At 57.3% G+C, this 22721-nt stretch carries 13 protein-coding genes and 4 pseudogenes; 13 read left to right on the top strand and 4 right to left on the bottom strand.

All coding sequences use genetic code 11. From position 1 onward, the window contains the following. Nucleotides 1–24 precede the first annotated feature (24 nt). From ACUN0E_RS17095 to ACUN0E_RS17060, 8 genes and pseudogenes are all read left to right on the top strand, one after another. Nucleotides 25–894, top strand: a complete 870-nt coding sequence (locus ACUN0E_RS17095) for a fumarylacetoacetate hydrolase family protein (RefSeq protein WP_445567345.1) — start codon at nt 25–27, stop codon at nt 892–894. Between the two features lie 257 nt (nt 895–1151). Next, nucleotides 1152–2477, top strand: coding sequence for an MFS transporter (locus ACUN0E_RS17090; protein ID WP_445567344.1), 1326 nt, complete (start codon nt 1152–1154; stop codon nt 2475–2477). A gap of 48 nt (nt 2478–2525) precedes the next feature. Beyond that, nucleotides 2526–3419, top strand: coding sequence for an SMP-30/gluconolactonase/LRE family protein (locus ACUN0E_RS17085; protein WP_445567343.1), 894 nt, complete (start codon nt 2526–2528; stop codon nt 3417–3419). 206 nt (nt 3420–3625) lie between these two features. Beyond that, nucleotides 3626–4813, top strand: coding sequence for a porin (locus tag ACUN0E_RS17080; protein ID WP_445570460.1), 1188 nt, complete (start codon nt 3626–3628; stop codon nt 4811–4813). Between the two features lie 254 nt (nt 4814–5067). After that, the gene (locus ACUN0E_RS17075) at nt 5068–7017 is read left to right on the top strand and encodes an AMP-binding protein (protein ID WP_445567342.1); all 1950 of its coding nucleotides are present in this window, start codon (nt 5068–5070) and stop codon (nt 7015–7017) included. A 379-nt stretch (nt 7018–7396) separates the two neighbouring features. Then, nucleotides 7397–7522 (top strand): hypothetical protein, encoded by a 126-nt coding sequence (locus tag ACUN0E_RS17070; protein ID WP_445567341.1) that lies wholly within the window; start codon nt 7397–7399, stop codon nt 7520–7522. Nucleotides 7523–8540: 1018 nt separating this feature from the next. Continuing rightward, a pseudogene (locus tag ACUN0E_RS17065) lies at nt 8541–9314 on the top strand (IPT/TIG domain-containing protein); the annotation flags it as partial. Beyond that, nucleotides 9315–11906, top strand: a complete 2592-nt coding sequence (locus tag ACUN0E_RS17060) for an autotransporter domain-containing protein (protein WP_445570459.1) — start codon at nt 9315–9317, stop codon at nt 11904–11906. 731 nt (nt 11907–12637) lie between these two features. Here the strand turns inward: ACUN0E_RS17060 and ACUN0E_RS17055 are convergent. Further along, the gene (locus ACUN0E_RS17055; protein ID WP_445570458.1) at nt 12638–13234 is read right to left on the bottom strand and encodes a TetR/AcrR family transcriptional regulator; all 597 of its coding nucleotides are present in this window, start codon (nt 13232–13234) and stop codon (nt 12638–12640) included. A 363-nt stretch (nt 13235–13597) separates the two neighbouring features. Here ACUN0E_RS17055 and ACUN0E_RS17050 point away from each other — a divergent pair, with 363 nt between their 5' ends. The 3 genes from ACUN0E_RS17050 (at nt 13598) to ACUN0E_RS17040 (ending at nt 17394) form a co-directional block, all read left to right on the top strand. Next, the gene (locus ACUN0E_RS17050) at nt 13598–14002 is read left to right on the top strand and encodes a nuclear transport factor 2 family protein (protein ID WP_445567340.1); all 405 of its coding nucleotides are present in this window, start codon (nt 13598–13600) and stop codon (nt 14000–14002) included. Nucleotides 14003–14073: 71 nt separating this feature from the next. Beyond that, nucleotides 14074–14802 carry an SDR family oxidoreductase gene (locus ACUN0E_RS17045; RefSeq protein WP_445567339.1) on the top strand — a complete coding sequence of 243 codons (729 nt, stop codon included), beginning with the start codon at nt 14074–14076 and terminating at the stop codon, nt 14800–14802. Between the two features lie 1653 nt (nt 14803–16455). Beyond that, nucleotides 16456–17394 (top strand): LysR substrate-binding domain-containing protein, encoded by a 939-nt coding sequence (locus tag ACUN0E_RS17040; RefSeq protein ID WP_445567338.1) that lies wholly within the window; start codon nt 16456–16458, stop codon nt 17392–17394. Here the strand turns inward: ACUN0E_RS17040 and ACUN0E_RS17035 are convergent. Then, a pseudogene (locus tag ACUN0E_RS17035) lies at nt 17372–17626 on the bottom strand (transposase); the annotation flags it as partial. The gene ACUN0E_RS17040 and the pseudogene ACUN0E_RS17035 overlap by 23 nt on opposite strands. Before the next feature lie 107 nt (nt 17627–17733). Between ACUN0E_RS17035 and ACUN0E_RS17030 the strand changes: the two are divergent. Beyond that, nucleotides 17734–18304: pseudogene (locus ACUN0E_RS17030) on the top strand (porin); the annotation flags it as partial. Nucleotides 18305–18309: 5 nt separating this feature from the next. On the opposite strand, the gene ACUN0E_RS17025 reads toward ACUN0E_RS17030, so the two are convergent. Both ACUN0E_RS17025 and ACUN0E_RS17020 read right to left on the bottom strand, forming a co-directional pair. Then, entirely contained in the window at nt 18310–19347 is a 1038-nt protein-coding gene (locus ACUN0E_RS17025) for a methyl-accepting chemotaxis protein (RefSeq protein WP_445567337.1), read from the bottom strand. A 135-nt stretch (nt 19348–19482) separates the two neighbouring features. Next, nucleotides 19483–20241 (bottom strand): annotated as a pseudogene (locus tag ACUN0E_RS17020) (IS5 family transposase); the annotation flags it as partial. Between the two features lie 1083 nt (nt 20242–21324). On the opposite strand from ACUN0E_RS17020, the gene ACUN0E_RS17015 reads away from it, so the two are divergent. Further along, the gene (locus tag ACUN0E_RS17015; RefSeq protein WP_445567336.1) at nt 21325–22719 is read left to right on the top strand and encodes an ammonium transporter; all 1395 of its coding nucleotides are present in this window, start codon (nt 21325–21327) and stop codon (nt 22717–22719) included. Nucleotides 22720–22721 lie beyond the last annotated feature (2 nt).

Below are 22721 nucleotides of genomic sequence, written 5' to 3'. Positions count from 1 at the left end.
ACACCGGCTAATCCAGAGACAATCATGAAGATCGCACGTTACCAGCACGCCAATCTTATTGGATTCGGTTTTGTCGACGAAGACCGCATCGTCGGCATTACTCCCGGGCCGAAAATATCGGCTGCGACTGACCCGTTTGCCGCACTGCTTGCTGCATTAGCGAATCACGTGACACCGGAAGCGGCTGGTTGGGTCCGCACTGGCGAACCGCCTTTGCCAATCGAAAAGGTGCGCCTGCTTGCGCCGGTCGAGCGGCCCGGAAAAATTATAGGCGTGGGTCGGAACTATGTGGACCACGCAAACGAAATGGCGGTTGAATTGCCTGATGTGCCAAAGATCTTTTTCAAATGGCCAGGATCAGTCATTGGACATGGCGCGGACATCCACTATACGTCTTCAATCCGCCAGCTCGATTACGAAGTGGAAATCGCGGTGGTGATCGGCAAGACAGCCCGAAATGTCTCGCGCAGCGAAGCGGCGCGACATATCGCTGGCCTGACGATCGTCAACGATGTCAGCGAACGCAAGATACAGATGATGCCAAAATCGGGCTCGACGAGTCTCGCAAAGAGTCTCGACACGTTTTGCCCAATGGGCCCGTGGCTCGTTACTCTCGACGAAGTAGGCTCTCTGGACGACATCGTCCTCGAATGCCGCGTGAACGACGAACTCGTACAGCGCGGCCGCTCCGGCCAGATGATTTTCCCGATTCCTGTCCTGATCGAGTACTTGAGCCAATACCTCACGTTGGAACCGGGCGATGTCATAGCGACGGGCACGCCGTCTGGCGTTGGCATGTTCCGCGACCCGCCGCGCTGGCTGAAGCCCGGTGATCGGATTCGCATGGACGTTGCGGGTATCGGAACACTCCTGAATCGCGTGGTGGCGGTGTGATTCACGGCTATGGCCGAAGAGGCAGTCTAGTGGAGCGTCCACCAACGACCCCGTCACCGGCCGTTCTTGATCCTTCGGCCCGGTTAGCATCGGATCGGTGAGAAAGCCGATGCGCGGGTAAGGCCGGAAAGGGCGACGCCGGACAACGCCGGAGTTTAAAGATACGTTATACGAAATAATTGATATCAACCATAGAGCACTCTAGAAAATCGCTCATTAGCGGCTGACGCCGAAGAACACAAACCAAGGAGACATAAATGGATGCAAAAAAGGAGCACGACAGACCGTCGCTGTGGCGTGTATGCACGGCGGCTGTGGCAGGTTCCGCGATCGAAGGATTCGACTTTATCGCGTATGGAACGGCATCGGCGCTCGTATTCGGCAAGGTGTTTTTTGCGAATCTCGATCCTGCGACGGCAACCATCGCGTCGTTTGGCACCTTTGCGAGTGGATTGCTTGCACGCCCTCTTGGTGGGCTGATCTTCGGACACTACGGAGACCGCATCGGGCGCAAGACGATGCTGTCGATCACGTTGATCATGATGGGCCTGTCCACGGGCATGATCGGCCTCGTCCCGAGCTATGCCTCGATTGGCGTCTGGGCCCCGATACTCCTTGTGCTGATGCGCTTGCTGCAGGGTCTCGCTTTCGGTGGTGAATTTGGAGGGGCCATCCTGCTCGCGGTCGAACATGCGCCTCCGAAGCTGAAGGGTTTTCTCGGTGCTCTGCCGCTCGCGGGGTCTCCGGTAGGGTTGCTGATGTCAGCAACATCGTTCGCGATTGTCACGCGGCTTCCGGAGAGCGATTTTCTCGCCTGGGGATGGCGTCTGCCCTTCGTTGCGAGCGTTTTGTTAGTGATCGGCGGCTACTACATTCGACAATCTATACCGGAGACGCCGGATTTTGTGGCTGTTCAGGAGCGAAACAAGACTGCAAGGATTCCTGCGCTCGGCGTTTTGCGCGCTCACTGGAAGTTTCTGCTGCTTAGCATCGGCAATAAAATCGGCGAAGTCACGATCTACTATACCGCGTCTGTCTTCCTGATCTCCTATGCACCACGACTGGGCATCAGCAAAAGCGATACGCTTGAAGCGCTGATGATCGGCGCGGCATGTCAACTTGTAGGCATGCTAGTTGCCGGCTGGCTCTGTTCGACGGTCGGCGCGCGCAATATTTCGAGGATGGGTGGCATCGCCGTCGCTGTGTGCATTTCCGCGATCATCGCTCTGGCAGAACTGCGAACGCCGCTCTATTTGACGCTCGCGATCTCGATTGCGCTCGGGCTTGTGCATCCATTGATGTATGCAGCCGAAGCGGCGCTTTACAGCGCCCAGTTCCCTGCAGAGTTGCGCTATTCGGGAATTTCGTTAGGTATTCAGATCGGAGCGGCGATTGGCGGCGGCATTGTGCCGATCATCGCAACCAAACTGACCGAACACTACGGGAATATGACGTCGGTGGCTATCTACGTGGGCGCGACAGGATTACTCGGGTCGCTGTGTGCTCATCTGATGTTGCCCACCGACGTGGATATTGCCACTTCGCAGCGGATGGTGTCTGAAAACCGCCGGAGGGTAACGTGACGAGTAGCATCGTCATTCTGGAAAGGCCATTTATTCAGAGGAACTGTGATGAACCGTATTGACGATTTCGTAGTGAACCCTGACCAGATTACCTATATCGGTCACGACCTGAGCCGGCCCGAATGCATCATTGCAGAACGCGACGGCACGTTGTGGATTGCCGACAACCGTGGCGCGATGACCCACATTGATGCCCAAACCGGTGCTCAACGCTTGATTGGCCCGAACGAGGGAGTGCCAAACGGCATTGCGATGAGGGCCTGCGGCGACTTCGTCGTGGCCGATATCGGCGCAGGCAACCTATACCGGATCGATCGTAGTGGTGCCAAGACGATACTTTTGGACGGCCTGGACGGCAAGAGGCTCGGTGCGGTGAATTTCGTTTACGTAGACAGCAAGGATCGGCTTTGGGTAACCGTCTCGACGGTGACCGAGCCGCGTTCCGATGCGCTCAAGGCGGCGATTCCTGACGGGTATATTCTGTTGATCGACGGCGGGGATGTGCGTCGGGTTGCCGATGGACTCCGGTTCACCAACGAGGTAAGAATCGACGCTCTCGGGGAATTCCTGTACGTGGCCGAAACCATGGCCGGCGGAATCACCCGTTATCGGCTGAACGCCGACGGGTCGCTCGATGGAAGAGAGCCCTTTGGTCCAATGCCGTTCTTCGAAGGCGCGATGGTTGACGGAATAGCGTTCGATGCACACAACAACCTCTGGGTGACAGAAGTGACGCGCAATCAAATCGTCGTGCTGAAGCCAGACGGCACGGCGGTGACAGTGTTTGATGATCCGGCTGGCTCAACGATTGAATTCCCGACCAGCGTGACGTTCGGCGGAGAAGATTTACAGACCGTCTATGTCGGTTCACTGAAGATGAACCGGATAGCAAGTTTTCGTTCACCCGTCGCTGGCGCGCCGATGCGGCACTGGGTTGGATGATTGAGACGCAACGAAGGAAGTTAGTCTGAGAGGTGTCGGGATGGCGGCGAGCCGCTGCATGATGGGCACACCATCGGGCTGTCGCCAGACCGAAGTATTTGTTTGTTTGGTCATACAGCGGAAATTCTGACTTTTGACGTAGTGAGATGGCGAGGCATGCGCCGACAAAATCGGCGGATTTAAATAATATATTAGGAGAACTAATGATGGAGACAAGAAAAATTATAGCGCCTTTGTGTTGCACGGCTCTCGGAATGCTCTCGAGCGCCGTGCATGCGCAGAGCAGTGTCACGTTGTATGGTCTTATTGACGAAGGGATCGTTTATCAAAGCAATACAGGCGGCGCGAATGGCGGGAAAAGAATTTTTCTCGATTCGACAAGCGGTCTCACAGGAAGTCGGTGGGGATTGAAAGGCAATGAAGATCTTGGTTCAGGGTTGCACGCAATTTTCACGCTCGAGTCCGGGGTGAATCTGAATAGCGGGGCGCTTGCTCAAGGCGGAGATTTATTCGGTCGACAGATTTTCGTCGGACTGAAAAGCGACCAGGCCGGCAGCCTTACGTTTGGGAGGCAATACGACATGGTTTTTTATTTTATTGCATTCTTGCGGAACAGCGGAGCGATTGGTACCTCCCTCTTTTCACCGCCGGGCGATCTCGCCAACACAGCCGACTCGGTCCGGGTCAATAACGCGATACGCTATATGAGCCCGACCTATCGCGGCTTCTCTTACGGTGCCGAGTATAGCGTCGGCGGCGTGCCCGGAAATACTACAGCGAATAGTGGATATTCGTTGGGGGCTAAATATGAGGGTGGGCCGTTATCGATCGGCGCGGCGTTCCAATATTTTAAGAATCCCACTTCGTCCACGGCCGGATCGGGCCTGTTCACCGACAACCCAAACGGAGCTTCCCAGCTCGCCAATTCACTGAATAAGGGCTACGCAAGCGCGAGCGCCTACCAAGTGGCTATCGTCCGTGCGACTTACGCGATCGGCCCGGTTAGCCTGGTAACGTCGTTTGCTAACATCCAGTATGCAAACTTGGGCGGCGCTCTCGCGGGCGGGACGGCTCGCTTCAATGACATTGATTCGGGCGCGATATACACGTACAGTCCCTTCCTGTTTTTTACCGTCGGCTATGACTACCTCACAGGCAAAGGCGTTACCGGTGCGAACGGAAAAACGGTCGGGAATCAACACTACCATCAGATCAGTTTGCTAGCGGATCAATTTCTATCCAAGCGGACCGATATTTATGTCGAGGCCGCCTGGCAGCATGCATCCGGGACATCCTCGACCGGCGCCCCTGCGGTTGCCGATGTCGTGAATCTAGGTGATTCATCGAACAACCATCAGTTTGTCGTCCGCACTGTGTTGCGACACGCTTTCTGAGTCAGCGGGGAATGCAGCAGGCCCGTGGTCGTTTGAGCAAGTTCGTTTCCATCTTGCGAACAGTATGTTTCGTTCGATCACGGGCATCTTGTTTCCGGATCACCCTAATATAAGTCGAACTCTATTGCGACAGAGAACATTCGTTGATCTGTCGGAAGCCTCAACATTGCTCGGAAAAAAGGATAATCAGGCATGCCAGCTAAGGAAACACTCGACAACGATCGGCATTTCAAAGCAAGTGTGCAGGTGACCCGATGAACTACACCGAGGTCCGAGGCGCCTGGAAGTCGGATGCGTCAGCCTTCTGGGCAAATGCGGCTGGGCACGTGCAGTGGATGAACCCATGGGACGATGTGCTCCTGACCCAGCCGGGGAACCGTTTTTCGTGGTTCGACGGCGCGTGCACTAACGCGAGCCATAATTGCCTCGATCGGCATCTGGAAGCTGGTCGTGGCGAACAGACAGCCATCGCTTTCGAGAGTCCCGTGACCGGCAGCGCGCAAACGGTTACATACGCCGCGCTGACGGATCAGGTGGCGAAATTCGCATGCGTGTTGCAAAGCTATGGCGTGGGTCTTGGCGATATCGTTGTCATTTATATGCCCGTTATACCGCAAGCAGTCGTGGCTATGCTTGCGTGCGCACGCATCGGGGCAACGCACTGCGTGGTGTTCGGAGGCTTTGCGGCCAAAGAGTTGGCCGCGCGGCTGGGCGACACACGTCCGACGGTAATCGTCACGACATCGTTCGGGTTTGAGGGTGAACGCCGCATACCTTACAAGAAGACGGTCGACGAAGCGGTCGGGCTTGCGGCGTGGGAAGGGTCGATTATCGTGTACCAGCGCGAAATCGAATCTGTCACGCTGAAGCCGGACGACATCGATTGGGATACAGCCATGCGCGGCGCGCATGCGGTCAACCCCGTTTCCGTTCCATCGGGGCATCCGCTTTACATCCTGCATACCTCTGGCACGACCGGTGCGCCGAAGGGTATCGTCCGGGACACAGGTGGCTACATGACAGCGCTCGCCTGGTCCATGAACAACATCTACAAATGCCTACCAGGTGACGTGTTCTGGGCGGCCTCGGACATAGGCTGGGTCGTCGGGCACTCTTACATGGTGTATGGCCCTCTACTCAACGGATGCACCACTGTACTATACGAAGGGAAACCCGTCGGTACGCCGGATCCTGCATCGTTCTGGAGGGTGATTGCCACGCACAGCGTGAATGTCCTGTTTACCGCGCCCACTGCGTTGCGCGCGATAAAGAAAGAAGATCCGGACGGCTCGTTCCTTTGGGAGTCTTGCGCGGGCAAGCGGCGGTGGCATCACGACATCAGTAGTTTGCGGTCGGTTTTTCTCGCAGGAGAGCGCTGTGATACGCCGACGGTGACGTGGGCAGAAAACATGCTGGGTGTGCCGGCAATCGATCATTGGTGGCAGACCGAGGCCGGTTGGGCGATTGCCGCTTCGACACTGGAAGAGGATGCGTGTGGTGAACGACGAAGAGGCGCAGCGGGGCGCGCCATGCCTGGATGGGACGTGCGTTGTATCGACGACGATGGCAATGAAGTTCCTGCAGGCGTCTCGGGTAACATTGTTTGCGCGTTGCCTTTGCCTCCAGGCGTCATGACGGGCATCTGGAACGCTCACTCGCGTTACGAAAGCTCCTACTTCGAGCGGTTTCCGGGTTGGTACGACACGGGTGACGCCGGGTACATCGACGCGGATGGTTTTATCTATGTCATGGGACGCACCGACGATGTTATTAACGTTGCCGGACATCGTTTTTCGACGGGTGCGATTGAGGAGGTTATAGCTAGACTCTCGCCGGTAGCGGAATGTGCCGTCGTGGGCATGTCCGATCCGCTAAAGGGACAGGTACCCGTGGTATTTATGGTCCTCAAGGACCACGTCAGTATTGATCGAGCAGAGATTGAGTCGGCAGCACTGCAGACTGTCCGGAAACACGTCGGCGCGGTAGCAGCCGTACGGGCCGCGTTTGTGGTCAAGCGTTTGCCGAAGACGCGCTCGGGAAAGATCCTCAGACGGTCGCTGCTTCAAATCGTTGACGGCAAAGCCGTCTCCATTCCACCAACAATCGACAATCCCGAGGCGTTGTCTGAAATTGAAGAACTCCTGAACGGCCGGGGAATAAAGGGTGAATCGTTGTTTGACGAACCACATTATCCCGCCGCGTAGCGCTGTAAAATGACGAGGAGCGATTCTAGCGGGGTTGCGAATTACGGGCAGAAGAGAAGCGGGCAGTCCTCGGGATCGGGCGTCAGCGCGCGCGTCCATAAGGACTCGATTCCGCAGCGTGCATTGCGGAACTGGACGAGACCCCGTGTCGGGAGGAAATCCAGTCGCTGGAGTTCAGCCAGGGGACGCACGTCATCGCGGAGGCGTCGTAGAGGGGAATCTGGAAGCACTTCGAAGGTCGAATGCGGCATATGTCAAGGAACTCGACGCACTGATCCTCCTTCTGGGCGTCACTTGCGGGATGCGAATCAGCGAAATTGCACGCATTGAAGTCGGTGATGTACCTGCCAAATCGGGAGCACGTTACGAGGAGGTCAACTTGCGAGGCTCGATCACCGAGGGCTGTCATCCTCGCTGTATCTACCTGTCACGCGGGCGCACGATCGATGCGTTCGGCAGCTATATCGAATGGCGCTATCAACCCGACGCGGGCGCGGCTCTTTAATCGGTGCGAGTTTCGCGGCCTCATGCCTCGCACTCGGTTGACACCTAAGGATGTCAGCAATGGACAGAGCACTTTGCTTTGAAATCAAGCAGAGAGCAGGTGCCGACTTGTCCATTGATATCGCCGTTGCGATGGGCAAAGTGCGGTGTCTTGTCCATCGTTCGGCCTCTTGTTTCGTGTGGCTTTTGTTGCGACCATAGGTCGCAGTCGCACATCCAGCGGCACCCAGCTGTCGCAGTCTACGACTACCGAATAGTCTTCTGAGACGGGGAGCGATTTTCAAGAGCAGCCGTTCCGTGCAAGGTGACGTTGCCCACGAAGACCCGATCTGCGGCGGAGCAATCATCCGTTCGGCATAGGTGGGTGAATCGTCGCCACTTTGGCGCAGGCTAGGCCATGCTAGTGAGTTTCGCTAGTGTGATCTACTCACGGTAGAGCCAAGTCCGGGAGCAGAGGGGGAGGTATCGAGCGTGGAAAGTCGCCGATCGTTGCAGACGCCACCGCATCAGCCCGTACTCCCCTGCTACGTGCGCACGCACATCTGTAGCCTAACGGGCCGGCGCTGCCTGTGCTCATTGTGTTTTGTGCCATCACAATTGAAATGCGGGTAAGTTAAGCATGGGCTCATGCGCGGTTCCTGCCAGGCGCGGTATTGATTCATCAGATTAAAATATTTGTCGGGATAGAATCCAGTCTGTCGAAGGTGGTCCGAGCAGCACACCTAATCGATTGAGCAATATTAGATTTGCCACGTCGCGGAAAATAACCGACGCCGTCCGCAGGGTCGCAGTCCGGCCAACACGGTGACCCGCCTGCAAGCATTGGCCATTAACCGCAATTTGACCGATTGCGATTCGCGCCATTGCGTCATGCGAACAGGGGCGTGCCAATTTGATCGCGCGACTGAAGGGGAGTCATGAAAGACGGATCGGCGTTTGCCGCGATAGTGGCCACGCGACCTGCCGTTAACAACGATAAATAAAAACGTAAGAAAGGCGTAAACGACGCCAGGGGAAAAATGATAACGATTCATCGGGGAACACGCCTGTCCGGTAATACGGACCGGGCAATTCGGGTAGCCAGTCTTTTCTGGTCACGCTTGTGTGTTGCAAAATCGTGGGCCGCTAGCTGCCGCGCGGTGCGGCCGCCCATCAGCTCTGCATTCGCGCTCGTTGCGGCGTCCGTTGCGGCGTTGACCGGATTGGCGCGATCGCGCCGGCCGCGCGATGCGGCGATCCGCTTCGCGTTTGTCGCATTTGCCGCGCTACTCACGCTACCGGGCATTGCCAGCGCTGCGGTTCCAACAGTCACGGCTGTCAGCCCCTCGTCGGGATCGACCGCGGGCGGCACGGTGGTCACGATCGCCGGCGCCGATTTCACCGGCGTGACTGCAGTCCAGTTCGGCGGCAGCGCCGCCACCTCATTCGCGGTCATGTCCGCGACCCAGGTCGTCGCAGTGACACCCGCGAACAGCGCCGGGACAGTCGACATCACGGTCACGACGATCAGCGGCACGAGCGCCGCGAGCGGCTCAGACCAGTTCACCTACATTGCCCCACCTGTCGCAGGCCCGGTTAGCGCGACGGTCGGGAACGACAGCAGTGGCAACACGATTCCGCTCAATCTCAGCGGTGGCGCGACCACCAGTGTGGCCGTGGCGTCCGGGGCGAGCCACGGGACCGCGACGGTCAGCGGAGCATCCATTTCCTATTCACCGGCTGTCGGATATGCAGGACCCGATTCGTTCACGTACACGGCGAGCAATATTGCCGGCACATCTTCGCCGGCGACCGTGACGATTACGGTCTCCGCACCGACACTATCCATCGGGCCCGCTAGCTTGCCGGCGGCGAACGTGGGTGTCGCCTATAGTCAGATCTTCGCCGCCACCGGCGGCAATCCGCCGTATGTCTACGCCCTCTCGGTTACGGCAGGCGCGATCCCGACAGGGATGGCCTTCGCTGGGGGTGTCCTGTCCGGCACGCCCACCACGACAGGCACCGTGGCATTTACGGTGACGGCGACGGACAGCACCACAGGCCCCGCCGCGCCCGTCTCCGTTTCGCGGGCCTATACGCTTACGGTCTCCGCGCCGGTCATCACGGTAGCGCCTTCGACGCTATCTGCCCCGACAGTCGGCACCGCATATAGCCAGTCGGTCAGCGCCAGTGGAGGCACGGCGCCTTACGCCTATACGCTATCGTCCGGGGCATTGCCGCCCGGTCTGACCTTGAATCCCGCCACTGGCAACATCTCTGGCACGCCGACTGCGGGGGGATCATTCGCGTTTAGCCTACAGGCGAGAGATGCCAACAACCTCGCCGGAACGACAAGCTACACGCTGACAATCGGCAGCGGCGCCCTCTCTATCGGTCCGGCATCGCTATCGACTGGCGTGCTCAATGCAAGCTACAGCCAACAACTAGTCGCAACAGGCGGAACGGCGCCCTACACCTATAGCGTGGCGAGCGGTGCGCTACCCGCCGGCCTCTCGCTGTCGTCGGCCGGGCTCATCTCAGGAACGCCCACCACGACCGGCAGCTCGACTTTCACCGTTCAGGCAAAGGATAGCAGCAGCGGAACAGGACCGTTTGCGGGTACGAAAAGCTATGTGCGCGCGATTGATCAAACGGTCCCGGTTGCGCCCGCGGTCACGGTGACGACGCAATCCACCGCGCCGGTGACGATTCACGCGACCGCCAATGCGAGCGGTGCGCCCTTTACCGCAGTCGTCATTGCAGCACAGCCTAAGACCGGCACGGCAGTCGTCAACGGGCAGGACATTGTCTACACGCCGGCGGCCGCCTCGTCTGGCAATGTCGGCTTCACTTACACCATTGCGAACAGTGCGGGCATTTCTGCACCCGTCGCGGTGACCGTCACTGTGAATGCCGTGCCGGTTGCGGCTGCTGCGCAGCAGGTGAGCACGGCGGCCACCCAGACCGCGTTGATCGACATCACCGGTGGTGCAACGGGAGGTCCATTTACGGGAGCGTCGATCGTCTCGGTGACACCGGCCTCGGCTGGCACCGCGACGATCGTGAACGGGACGGTCTCATCGATGGCCATGAAAGCCGCCGCAGCGGCGCAGTCAGGTCAGTTCGACGTCAAATTTGTTCCTGCGGCCGCCTTTGCGGGCACGGCTGTGATCAACTACACGCTGAGCAATGCGATTGCGACATCGGCCCCTGGAATCATTAGCGTCGTGGTCGCGGCACGTCCGGATCCATCGACCAACCCGGACGTCGTCGGCCTGATCGATGCGCAGGTCGAAGCCGCGCGCCGCTTCGCCAACGCGCAGATTTCGAACTACAGCCAGCGGCTCGAAAGTCTTCACGGGACAGGACATGCTCCGTCTGCCAACGGCATCTCCCTGTTGCTGCCAGGCCAGGCGCCCGACGCGCCCCCCGCATGCGACGACGCGTCGGCACCGACGCTGCGCGGCGTGTGTTTGCGAGCGAACCAGACGTTGAGCGCAGCCACTTCCACGCCCGGCGGCTCCCGCCAAGGCGACGCCACACCTGGCAAACCGCCAGCAACCGGCGGCAGCTTATCTGACCTCGCCTTCTGGAGTGCAGGGGTCGTCGATCTGGGGTTCAACCATGCGGGTACGCAACGCTCAGGATTCCGCTTCACGACGCCGGGCGTCACGGCCGGCGCAGATTACCGCGTCTCGGATCAGTTCTCGATCGGCGTTGGTGGCGGTTATGGTCACGACGCGACCGATATCGGCAGCGACGGCACAAAGAGCACCGGTGACAGTTACAGCTTCGCCATATACGGCAGTTACCGGCCGCAACCGGCACTCTTCGTCGACGGCGTTGTCGGTTTCGGCACCCTCAGTTTCGATTCGCGGCGCTGGGACGACGGCGCGAGGTCATTTGCAGTCAGCCAGCGCAACGGCAGACAGACGTTCGCGTCACTCTCGGCCGGATACGAACGGCGCACCAACGTGTGGCTCATTTCGCCATACGCCCGGATGTCTTACTCGGAGGCGACGCTGGACACGTTTAGTGAAAGCGGCGCAGGCACCGATTCGCTGAGCTATTTTGGACAAACGGTGACAACGGTCTCGGGCACGCTCGGGTTGCGCGCAGAATACGCACAACCGACGAAGTGGGGTGTACTTCTGCCTTACGCTCGAATCGAATTTCAACACGATTTCAACGGGCAGAGTACAGCGGGTCTCGCTTACGCCGATCTGGCCGGCGCCGGTCCGGCTTATTTCGTGACGTCGACGCCATTTGGCCAGAACCGGACCCAGGTCGGCGTCGGCTCGAAGTTCCAGATGCGGTCGATGACGTTCGGGCTCGATTACACTGTTATGTTCGGCGTGAACAGTTTCCAGCAGGGGGTCCGGCTGTCGTTTTCGGCACCGTTCTGAGCCGCGCGTCCGAAGCCTGCCGGTGCGGGGTGTTTCCGGAGACTGGCTGTGGCGACGCTCACGGCCCAACATGGCGATGCGAGGCGCGACGGCCATCCGCAGTCGCCTGCTCCGCTACCCCCATGGCGCCGTCAAGAACGGTCGTGGTCGGACGGTTACATATCGGAGCGGCGTTGGGGAAATGTGCAAGACTGGGTGGGCCTGCCGGTCGCTGACTCCAAATAGTCATAGTGACCTCGTTTTCAGCGGTGAGCTACGTTCGCTCGAAGGCGAGAGCGGGAAGTCCGAAGTGATCCAGTCGCGTAGCCGAGTCAATTGACGCCGTTGGACCTCCAGTTAATCTCCACGAAACGCGTGCGGTGTCATCCATGCGCCTAATGAGTGGCAACGCACATTGGCAGAGAATCATCCTGATGTATTCGAGTCTTCGGTAACAAGAGGAGGCGGAAATCCGTTCGAGATATCGAACATAGCTCTATGTTTGCCCAGGTGAATCTGGGAACGGGCACATATACGTTGAGCAACTTGATCGGTCTGGTCGCTCGTTCACTCGAACAGGGGCTATTGATGGCGTCCGTCGGGTTGTGCGCGCACTTAAGTTAACACAGCTTCTTGCTTCAACAAAGACGGTCAAAATGATTCGTCGATGCCATCTCTTCTCTTCAGCCTGATAGCCCGAGACGTTCATAGTCGCGGAAAATCGCCCCGGATCAATCATTTCTCGAACAGTCTCAATAGTCGGCCAAATTGAGCAGCAATCGTCGACGGCCGTCTTGCAATATTTCGTCGGCCAGTTCGGGATTGGCGTCGGCTATTGCACGCGACAGCACTAAAGTCCCCGCCAATTGACTTAAGAGTGCGATAGCCTTCTTTCTGCATTCTTTTATATTGATACCGGCAAACGCATCGGTGAGGCGATCCAGATTCAGTGCGATCCCCTCGGCGTAGACCTTGCGCGCCTCCGTGTTCAGCCGCCGGGCGTCGCCGGCGAAGGTGGATACAGGGCAGCCGGAATCGACGTCGCTCCGGTGATCGGGGGACAGGTACCAATCGATCTGGCGCTTGATGGGATCCATCCCGTTTGCCTTGGATTGTTCGATATCCTCATGTAGTCGATCTATACCGTTCTTCATGGCGTTGTTCATCACAGCTGTCACTAAGGCATTTTTTGACTCGAAATGGTTGTAGAAGCAGCCCTGGGTGAAGCCTGCGGCCTTCGTGATCTCGGCCAGCCCCACCGCGTCCACGCCCCGTTCGCGGAAGAGCTTCTCCGCGACAGTAATGATCGATTGCCGATTCTTATTGGCTTGCTGCTTTGAGACACCCATGAACTGTTCTCCTTGCTGTTTTACTTGCCCGCGCATCGCTTCGTGCCATATTCCCACAAAACAATGGCGAATGCCATTGACATCTATGTGCGACGCAGTCATCATTGAGCTGACGATGGCGATGGCCATCGTGATGCGCTTGCGACGAAGGTATCCAGAAAGTTGATGCGTTGATACGCGAAACGGTGAATGAGATCGCTGTGCGCAATTTACGAACTTGGCAATACTGACGGCGGCGGACAGAACTCGCGCGGTCCCTAAATTAGGAGCGGTACGTCCTTGCGCGCAGTCGTCTCAAGGCCCTAGTTTGACAGCGCGGCACCCAAGCGCGCCATCGCATGTAGTGCTACCGAGGTATAGCTCATGTCAAAGACAACAACACCCGAAGAAAACAAGACGCTTGTGCTGGAAGCATTTGATACCCTCTTCAACAAACGGGATTACGAGGCAGCCGCTCGTTTCTGGTCAGATACCTACATCCAACATAGTGCGCATATCGAACCGGGCCGTGATGGGCTCCTGGGATTGATTCGTAGCCTCCCCGACACCCTTCGATATGAGCACGGGCTGATCGTCGCGGAAGATGACTACGTCATCGTTCATGGTCGATTTACAGGTATTGGCCGCCCGACAGCGTGGATTGCCACCGATATAGTCAGGATCGAAAATGGTCTTCTGGCCGAACACTGGGATGTGCTTCAAGATGAAGCGACGCAGCCGGAATCCAAGAGCGGGCTGCCGATGTTCGGAGACCGCTTCCCTGCTTAATGTGCGTGATGCATGCGACGTGACTACTAGCATCAAATACATATTTTTGATTAGCAATCGGAGTATTAGCTATGGGTAAGTTGCAAGGAAAAATTGCTGTAATTACAGGCGGTTCCACGGGTATTGGTTTGGCGACCGCTCAGCTCTTCGTAAAGGAAGGCGCCTATGTCTTCATTACTGGTCGCCGTCAGACGGAGCTGGACGAGGCCGTAGAAACAATTGGCCACAACGTCACCGGTATTCAAGGTGATGTTGCCAACTTTAACGACCTGGATAGGCTCTACGGTGCCGTCGCAAAGAAAGGTCGAATCGACATTGTTTTTGCTAACGCAGGTTACGGAGCGTTTGCCTCGTTGGAGGGGATGACCGAAGAGCACTTCGATGGGCTTTTTAACACCAACGTGAAGGGTGCGCTGTTCACAGTGCAAAAGGCGTTGCCTCTACTCAATGACGGTGCATCCATCATCCTCACTGGTTCGGTTGCGAGCGTAAAAGGCACGCCCAATTTTTGGGTTTACGCAGCCACGAAGGCTGCTATACGTAGTTTCGTCAGGGCGTGGACCGTTGAGCTGAAGGACCGTCGCATCCGTTCAAATGTCCTTAGCCCGGGTCCGACCGAAACACCAGCGGTGGGGCAGCAACCTGCGGATGCAATTGCGCGGATTGTGTCTACCATCCCGATGGGTCGGATGGGAACGCCCGAAGAAATAGCCAAGGCTGCCCTGTTTCTGGCCTCCGATGATTCTAGTTTCGTAACGGGTATCGAACTGTTTGTTGACGGTGGGCGAGCGCAGGTCTAACTAACGGCCAACGGCATGCACTCAATCACTAAGATTCGTTAAGGCTTCAATTTTTAGGGCGCGCGGATGCGCCAGTCTATTAATTCGCATTCGCTGTTCTTCTAGTTAGCTGAAGTTCCAATTGTTCGACACTTGCATAACCAATTGTCGCTAGGCGTCATGTCTCGGGAGGAAACACTCGTCACATACCATCATCGTGCTTGAAGAAGAAATCGCAACCGTGTCTTCCGGCCGCACTGCCCCAACGAGTACATAACGCCTCGCGTCGGGGCGCGCGCGCGACGGAAATGGGTAACTTGCACCTGCATCGCGGAAGTTGATATGAGCGATTTTTTCAGTCAGGAGACGCAAGCGGTTTTCCGTGGCCATTAGCCCCGCCGTCAATGACTTTTCAATTGATTTGCGGCGCCGTACAGGATGTTCGTGAACGCGATCGTGCGGCTATACGACAAGTCCGTGTGTCAACTTTGGCGGCATCCACCAGCCCAATTGGCTTGCCGTCGCGAACGATGTTCGAAACACAATTACCTCGGGAATGCCGGGCTCCTGATGGCTATTTTCGACGTTGATCTCCAGCGTGCCGAAGAGCCCTGCGAGTCCCTCAGTTGCGTCGCTTCGAACTGCTGGCGCGGGTACTACAACACACCCTGCTTGTCCGATAGATGTTTCAACAGCCGAACGTTGCGTCCGAAAGAGGTTGGCTCAAGTCGATGCCTTCAACCATTGCGCCTAAGGCGCGAGAGCTTGGAGTGATCCGCACGATAGTTTCCTCCTGCGACTGGTTACTTACAACTCACGCAACCCCTTAAAATTCGGATACCGTTGTTGGCGCTAGCTGCGCGATTTGCCGATCTCGGTCCGCAGTAAGGTGGAAACGCGTAGTTACACGATCGATTCGAAAGGATCGCTCGGTTTTCACTGGCCCGTTGTGCTCGCAGCCGTCATCGAATCGATAGGCCGTCATGTACGACTTCGTGCTGCATTCGTCCGCTACTCTACGACGAAAATGTTGCTGATTACATGCGCAAAACGTTGCATTACGGGCCGGTCGTGCATTGCGGCGAGCAACTCGTCGTGACCGACCAAAAGGTGGCCCTGTCGATGCCAGCGCAGATCTTCGCAGGTCACAGCGAGCAAATCGGTCATAGTCGAAGCAATCCAAGCAAAGAAAAAAGCGATACTGTGTCTCGGTCAGCTTCGGCAACGCGAGTGCGGCGGACGGAAATGGTGATGAATCAATGTTTGCCGACATGAGTTGTCTACAGTAAATGGGGCTGAATCGATCATCGCTTACTGAGGATTCTAGGATTGCGTCATGAGGCGCGGGAAGGGGCAGTGGAGAACAGTTGGTTTCCAAATTGAGAACAGCCAGTTCGCGGAACTACGTGCGCATAACCTCATAGGGGATAACCCTTCGTCCCTGCGGTTATACGAACACTCTGGCGATGTTGTGCGCGGCGACGCGGCATCTGTTTCCAAATCGAGAACGGTGAGTTTCCATTAATCTTGCTTAAGTCTCGACTTGCCGGACTAGAATCGTATCCAGAAACGTCGTTTCCGACGTCCCATACCCCGCCTAAAACGGCGTAACTTGCATCACGGAGACAGGGTTGCAGCTACTGACCTGCCACCTCCATTTTTTTAAGAGCGTGTATGGACCGTCTGCGCTGCATTGAGGTGTTCGTCGAAGTGGCTCACGCGGCGAGTTTTTCGGCCGCAGCACAGCGACTCGGGATGTCGAAGGGCAACGTCACAAAGCACGTGGCGTGGCTCGAACAAAGCCTGGGCGTCCAGTTGCTGTCGCGTACGACAAAAAGCGTCAGCATGACTGAAGCTGGAATGACATTGCTGGAAAGTGGACAGGTGATGCTAGAGCAGATGTCTGACCTCGAAGGACGCCTCAGACATTCGGTCGGCGGTGCGCGTGGCGTATTGCGTGTTGGTACGCAGCCGTCGTTTGGCGCATATCACCTAGTGCCGGTAGTGACCGCGTTTGCCGAGAGCTATCCGGATGTACAGGTGCTGCTTTATTTGGATGATGGGAGTGCGGACCTGGTTGGCGAACGCCTTGACCTGTCAATTCGCATCGCGCCTGAACTCAAAGACACGAGTTATGTCGCGGTGAAGCTTGCCCGCGTGCCGCAGTATCTGGTTGCCTCACCCAGATACCTGTCACAGCGCGGCACGCCATCGACCATTGACGATCTCGACAAACACGATTGCTTATTGAACACGATGAAGTCGCCGAACGGGCTATGGACCTTCGAGAGCGCGAACGGCGCGCACTCGATACGGCCCAAGGGCTCTGTTCGCGCGAACTTCGGTGAGCCACTGCTGCACGCTGCACGCCTTGGACGCGGCATTTCGATGCACCCGCTTTACATGATAGAGGACGATCTGGCGAGCGGTGCACTCGTGATCGTACTGTCGGAATTCACGCCGATCGGGCTGGACATCTACGCGATGTATCCGAGCCGCCGTCACTTGCCCTCGCGTGTGCGTGCGTTTGTCGACTTTCTGCGCGAACGTATTGGTGGACGCGAGAACTGGTCGGAAGCGCGACAGTACGTCAAGCAAGAAGACGTTCACTAGAGCGATCACCAGCTTCGTCGGCGCAGCTTTCGTTGACCTCGTTCACAGTGACAGGCAGCAAGGCACATTCGCGACCGTCGACACCGAGGCGACCCTCGAGATACTGCTTGCGCCAGTCGAACACCTGGTTGGCGTTCACTTCGTGACTGCGTGCAATCTCCTCTACCGAACGTCCACTGGATAACGTCTCCTCGACGATCTCGCGTTCCTCGTCCACGGTACGCCGGCGATACTTGCGGGCGGCCTTGACTTCGGTGAATCCATTGACTGTGTCCATGACTTCCTTTATGGGCACAGTGACATATGTGCCCCGGGAAAGCATGGCGTCGCCTTCATCGGGTGTCTATACGATCACGGTCGGACGGTTACCAAATCAGCGTGACGCTGTATGGTCTAATCGATGCTGGATTGATCTATAGCGGACATAGTAACTGTTGGGAAGTGAGCAACTCGACGCAAAACACGGTCTTCGGTCTCAAGGGTTCGGAAGATCTCGGTGAGACTTGCATGCGGTTTTAAAGCTGGAGCAGGGATCCCTTCGAAATATCGGCGCCCAGGCTTTCTCCGGTGACGGTCCCGGCTCCCAGGCGTGGGTCGGTTTGCAAAGCGATCCATACGGCAGGTGACGTTCGGTCGCCAGTTTGACATGGTGAACGACCTGGTCGGTCCGCTCACGGTGGAGTTCAACACGTGGGGCGGCAACATGGTTGCGCATCCGTTCAAAAACAACAAGCTAGCCGCCAATTCGGGCGTTTTCAACAACTCGGTCAAATACACGAGCCCGACGTTCAGCGGCGTCACATTCGAAACGATGTATTCGTTCAGCAATAAGGCAGGCAGCCTCGCGAACAACCACTCATATGGCTTCGGCGTTTCCTATATGCAAGGGCATGTGAATCTTGCTGCCGGATAGCGTCAGGCAGTCTGCGCCTGAATGACTACACCGTACCAGCCTAGTCCCCGGTAGCTTTCGTACCCCGGTGTCGCTGCGAAGGAGACTGTCCGTCCGTCCGATAGTCGGTAAGATCCACGGGCTTTTCCCTCAGTGACGAGTCGGAACGGTTCACTCAATATTCCGTTCGCATCGGAGCTTGCGATAACGCGAAACGTCGCGTCCACGATCATGCAGCGGCTCCGCGCCCACTCGTCGTCGCTAAGGCGCACTCCACGTACGACAGCAGAGGCCTGTGGTGCCCAGTCGAAGAAGATGATAAGGGCGCCCAGCGGCTGGCCATCAGCTGCACCCCGTTCGCGAATTGCCGTGGCATAGGTAGCTACGTGTGCATCTCTTAATTGCGGGAGCACTTCCACGTTCCCGGCTACGAAATCTGAACCCGACTTGATTTTCATAGCATCCGCAAACCATCTGGCAGTGGCGAAGTTCTTACCTACGACCGGATACATACTAGGGCGACCATTGGCCCTTACCGTGCCTCCAGCGTCGACGATCCAGAGATCCAGATATACGGTATAGCTATCCAAGATAACCGACAATCGACGCGAAGCATATTCTTGAGCAGCAGCATTTCCATTCGCGAGGCAGTCGACCACTGCCGAGTCGGTCGCCCACCAACGAACGTCGCACGATCGCTCATACAGATTCCGGTCGATGATATCGATCATATTCAGCGCAAGATCGGTGCATCGTTGCTCCTCGTGTGAGCGCAGACGCTCAATCATGCCGTCGGCCAGCTCGGTTAGTTTCGACAACGACCCGGCGAGTTCCTTGTTGAGTACTGTCGTGATGTCTGAAATACGTGTTGACACCTGCTTGACCTGGTTCGCTACGACGGCGAATCCCTTGCCGGCATCGCCGGCGCGCGCCGCCTCAATCAGTGCATTAAGCGCGAGAAACGTGGTTTCTCTATTTATGTCGTTAATGTCTGATATTTTGTTTGTCGCGAGTTTTTTAACGCGATGTGCAAGTTCAACGATTTCTTGAGGATTCGACATTGGTCACGCCTTGGTAGATGGTTCAACACATATCCGGCCATGCAAGGATCGAGCCTGTTGAAGTAGCGTCGGCGCGTACTGGTACGTAGGGAATCGAGCAAAGTTAGAGGCCAGTTCAAAAAAGCTGCTCCGTACCCTGAGGATGTTCCAGCAGACGAGGGCGCAGCCGAATTTCAAGAATGCATCGTGAATGTCAGCTCGACGATCGAAGCGTATGCGAGGACGACGGAAGTTGTGGAACCACGAGTGAGTCCGTTCAAGGACCCAACGCAATTTGCCCAGACCACTGGCATGCTTAGTGCGCTGCCTTGCGATCACCGGTTTGATGCCGCGTTCGTGCAATCGCTGACGATGCGGATCGGAATCGTAACCACGATCGGCATAGATGACCTAGGGTCTCTGAAGTGGTCGGCCGCGCGCGCCGCGGATCGGGGGAATCGCGTCGACGAGCGGCAGCAACTGGGTGACGTCGTTGCGGTTCGCGCCGGTCAGGATGGCGCTGATGAGCACGCCATTGGCGTCTACGAGGATGTGGTGCTTGGAACCGGGTCGCGAGCGATCCGTGGGATTCGGGCCAGTTTTTTGCCCGCCCCCAACAGCTCGTACCGACGAGGAATCGACGGCAGCGTATGAAAGATCGATCTGCCCGGCCTCGCGCAACTTGTCGAGCAGCAGTTCGTGCAGTCGATACCGTACTCCTGCCTTGCGCCAGTCGTTCAGTCGTCGCCAGCAGGTCGCGCCGGAGCCAAAGCCCAATATGGTCGGCAGGTGGTTCCATCGCAGACCGGTTTTCAACACGAACAAGATGCCATTCAACGCCGCCCGATCCGATACGCGTGGGCGACCAGGATGCTCTTTGCGTCGGGGCTTGGGCGGCGGCAGTAACGGTTCCATCAGGGTCCACAATTCGTCATCAATGTTCAAACCGCGGCTGCATGCTGGTCATTGTGTGAATTGGTCTACTGGGTCATCTAGCCGCACCTGCCCAGAATGCTGCCGTGTCAGTCTTTCAATCGTCTTGGACTTCGGTGTGATTCATTGCCTCTCCAGCACAGTCACCTTGAACGATTCGTCTTCGCCGGCGAATGCAGTTGCGCGTCCAACTTTAGTCGATTGTTCTAACTATGTGAGTCGCGAAATTCATCAGATCTTCATTGCGATACGGCAGATGAACCGGCTCGATCATGAGCATTATGGACGTCCGTATTGAATTGTCAAGAGATGTCCGATGGATTGTAGATTCAGTTACGCGATGGTCAGGCCTAGTCGTCGGCGGGCGAGTTATTACGTTTGCCATGTTTGCGACCTGACGTTGAAATGGCGGGCTTGACGGTGTCCGTTGACCAAGCAACGGGCGTTGCTACGGCATGGTGTTCGACTCGCGGACTATCGACGCAAGTGTCCGTCCTGTTCTAGGTTCCCGAGCAAAGGCCGTGCTAGGAATCCACAATTCCCAATCGCTGGAAGAGGTCGGTGCTACAAAATATCCTCAAACCGCACCTCACCAGGTCGCTCATTTTCAAATGCGCCTCGCCATGGTGCAGAGGCTCGTCTAGAAATGCCAACCAAAATATCCATATGGGCTACTGAGTGATGTCGACTGCGGCTACATAGAAAATGTGATCCACGTCTGTCCGATTGACCACCGCGCCTGCACTCGAGCGTGCTTCCGTGAGCGCCTCTCCTCAAGAAACAGGCACTTCATTGAATCTGATGTGGTTACATCTAATCGGTTGGCACGGCAGTTGCTCTTGTTGCGCCGTCGTTTTCAACAGGGGTCATCGACTCTTGCTGTTGATTCGGCTATCGGAGCGATCCGGAGCGCGGCACGTACGGGAAGAATCGCTTTGCGCAAGATTCTGTTCGTTGACCGATAAGGCGATCAGCGTCGGCACCGAGGAACCGGATGACAGAGCATTCTGAAGACAACGCACACTAATGAACCAACCAAAAGGACACGGAAAATGAGGAACCGATATGCGTAAGATAATTATGATGTTTGTTATGGCAGTATTGCTGATCGTGGCCGGCGCGGGAATCGTTCGACCCGCAATGGCCGATGACGCGTCGGCCGCCGCAGCGGCATCTGCGCCGGCTGCAGATGCCTCTGCCGCACCTGCCGCCCCGACCGCGCCGTTCTCGGTAGATTCGTCGAAGATCAATTCGGGCGACACAGCCTGGATGCTGACCTCCACCGCGCTCGTGCTGTTCATGACGATCCCGGGCCTGGCACTGTTCTACGGCGGCATGGTCCGCAAGAAGAACGTGCTCGCCACGCTGATGCAAAGCTTCGCGATCACCTGCGTGGTGACGATCGTCTGGACGGTGATCGGCTACAGCCTCGCCTTCACGCCGGGCGGCTCGTTCATCGGCGGTTTCTCGCGTGTCCTCATGGCGGGCATGAACTACGTCAAGGGCGACAAGGCAACGACGCTGACCGTCAGCCACCTCGCACCGACGATCCCGGAAACGGTCTACTTCGTCTATCAGATGACGTTCGCGATCATCACCCCGGCGCTGATTACCGGTGCGTTTGCCGACCGTATGAAGTTCTCGGCGATGCTGGTGTTCATGACACTGTGGTCGATCATCGTCTATTCGCCGATCGCGCACATGGTCTGGGAGCCGACCGGCTGGCTGGCAAGTGCGGGCATCCTCGACTTCGCGGGCGGCACCGTGGTGCACATCAACGCCGGTATTGCCGGTCTGGTCTGCTGTCTGGTGCTCGGCAAGCGTGTCGGCTACGGCAAGGAAGCGATGGCGCCGCACAACCTGGCGCTCACGCTGATCGGTGGCGCCATGCTGTGGGTAGGCTGGTTCGGCTTCAACGCGGGTTCGGCAGTGGCAGCAGACGGCCGCGCCGGTTTCGCGATGTTCGCAACGCAAGTGGCAACCGCAGCAGCAGCACTCGCATGGATGTTCGCCGAATGGGCAACCAAGGGTAAGCCGTCGGTACTCGGTATCGTGTCGGGCGCCGTCGCAGGTCTGGTGGCGATTACGCCGGCCTCGGGCTTCGTCGGTATGGCGGGTTCGCTGGTGATCGGTATCGCGGCAGGCGTGATCTGCTTCTGGTCGGCAACGTGGCTCAAGCACAAGCTCGGTTACGACGATTCGCTCGACGCGTTCGGCGTGCACTGCATCGGCGGTATCGTGGGTGCGCTCCTGACCGGCGTGTTCGCGGTCAAGGACATCGGCGGCGCGGACGGCAGCGTGATCCTGCAAGCCAAGGGCGTGCTGACGACGCTGGTCTACAGCGGCGTGGTGAGCTACATCCTGCTGAAAGTCATCGACACGGTCATGGGCATCCGCGTGACGGAAGAGGGAGAGCGTGAAGGTCTCGACATAGTCCTGCACGGCGAACTAGTCGAGTAGTA

The sequence above is a fragment of the Paraburkholderia sp. D1E genome (assembly GCF_052682275.1).
Note: the sequence above shows the minus strand (reverse complement) of the source record. Positions and strands in the feature narration are given on the sequence as shown.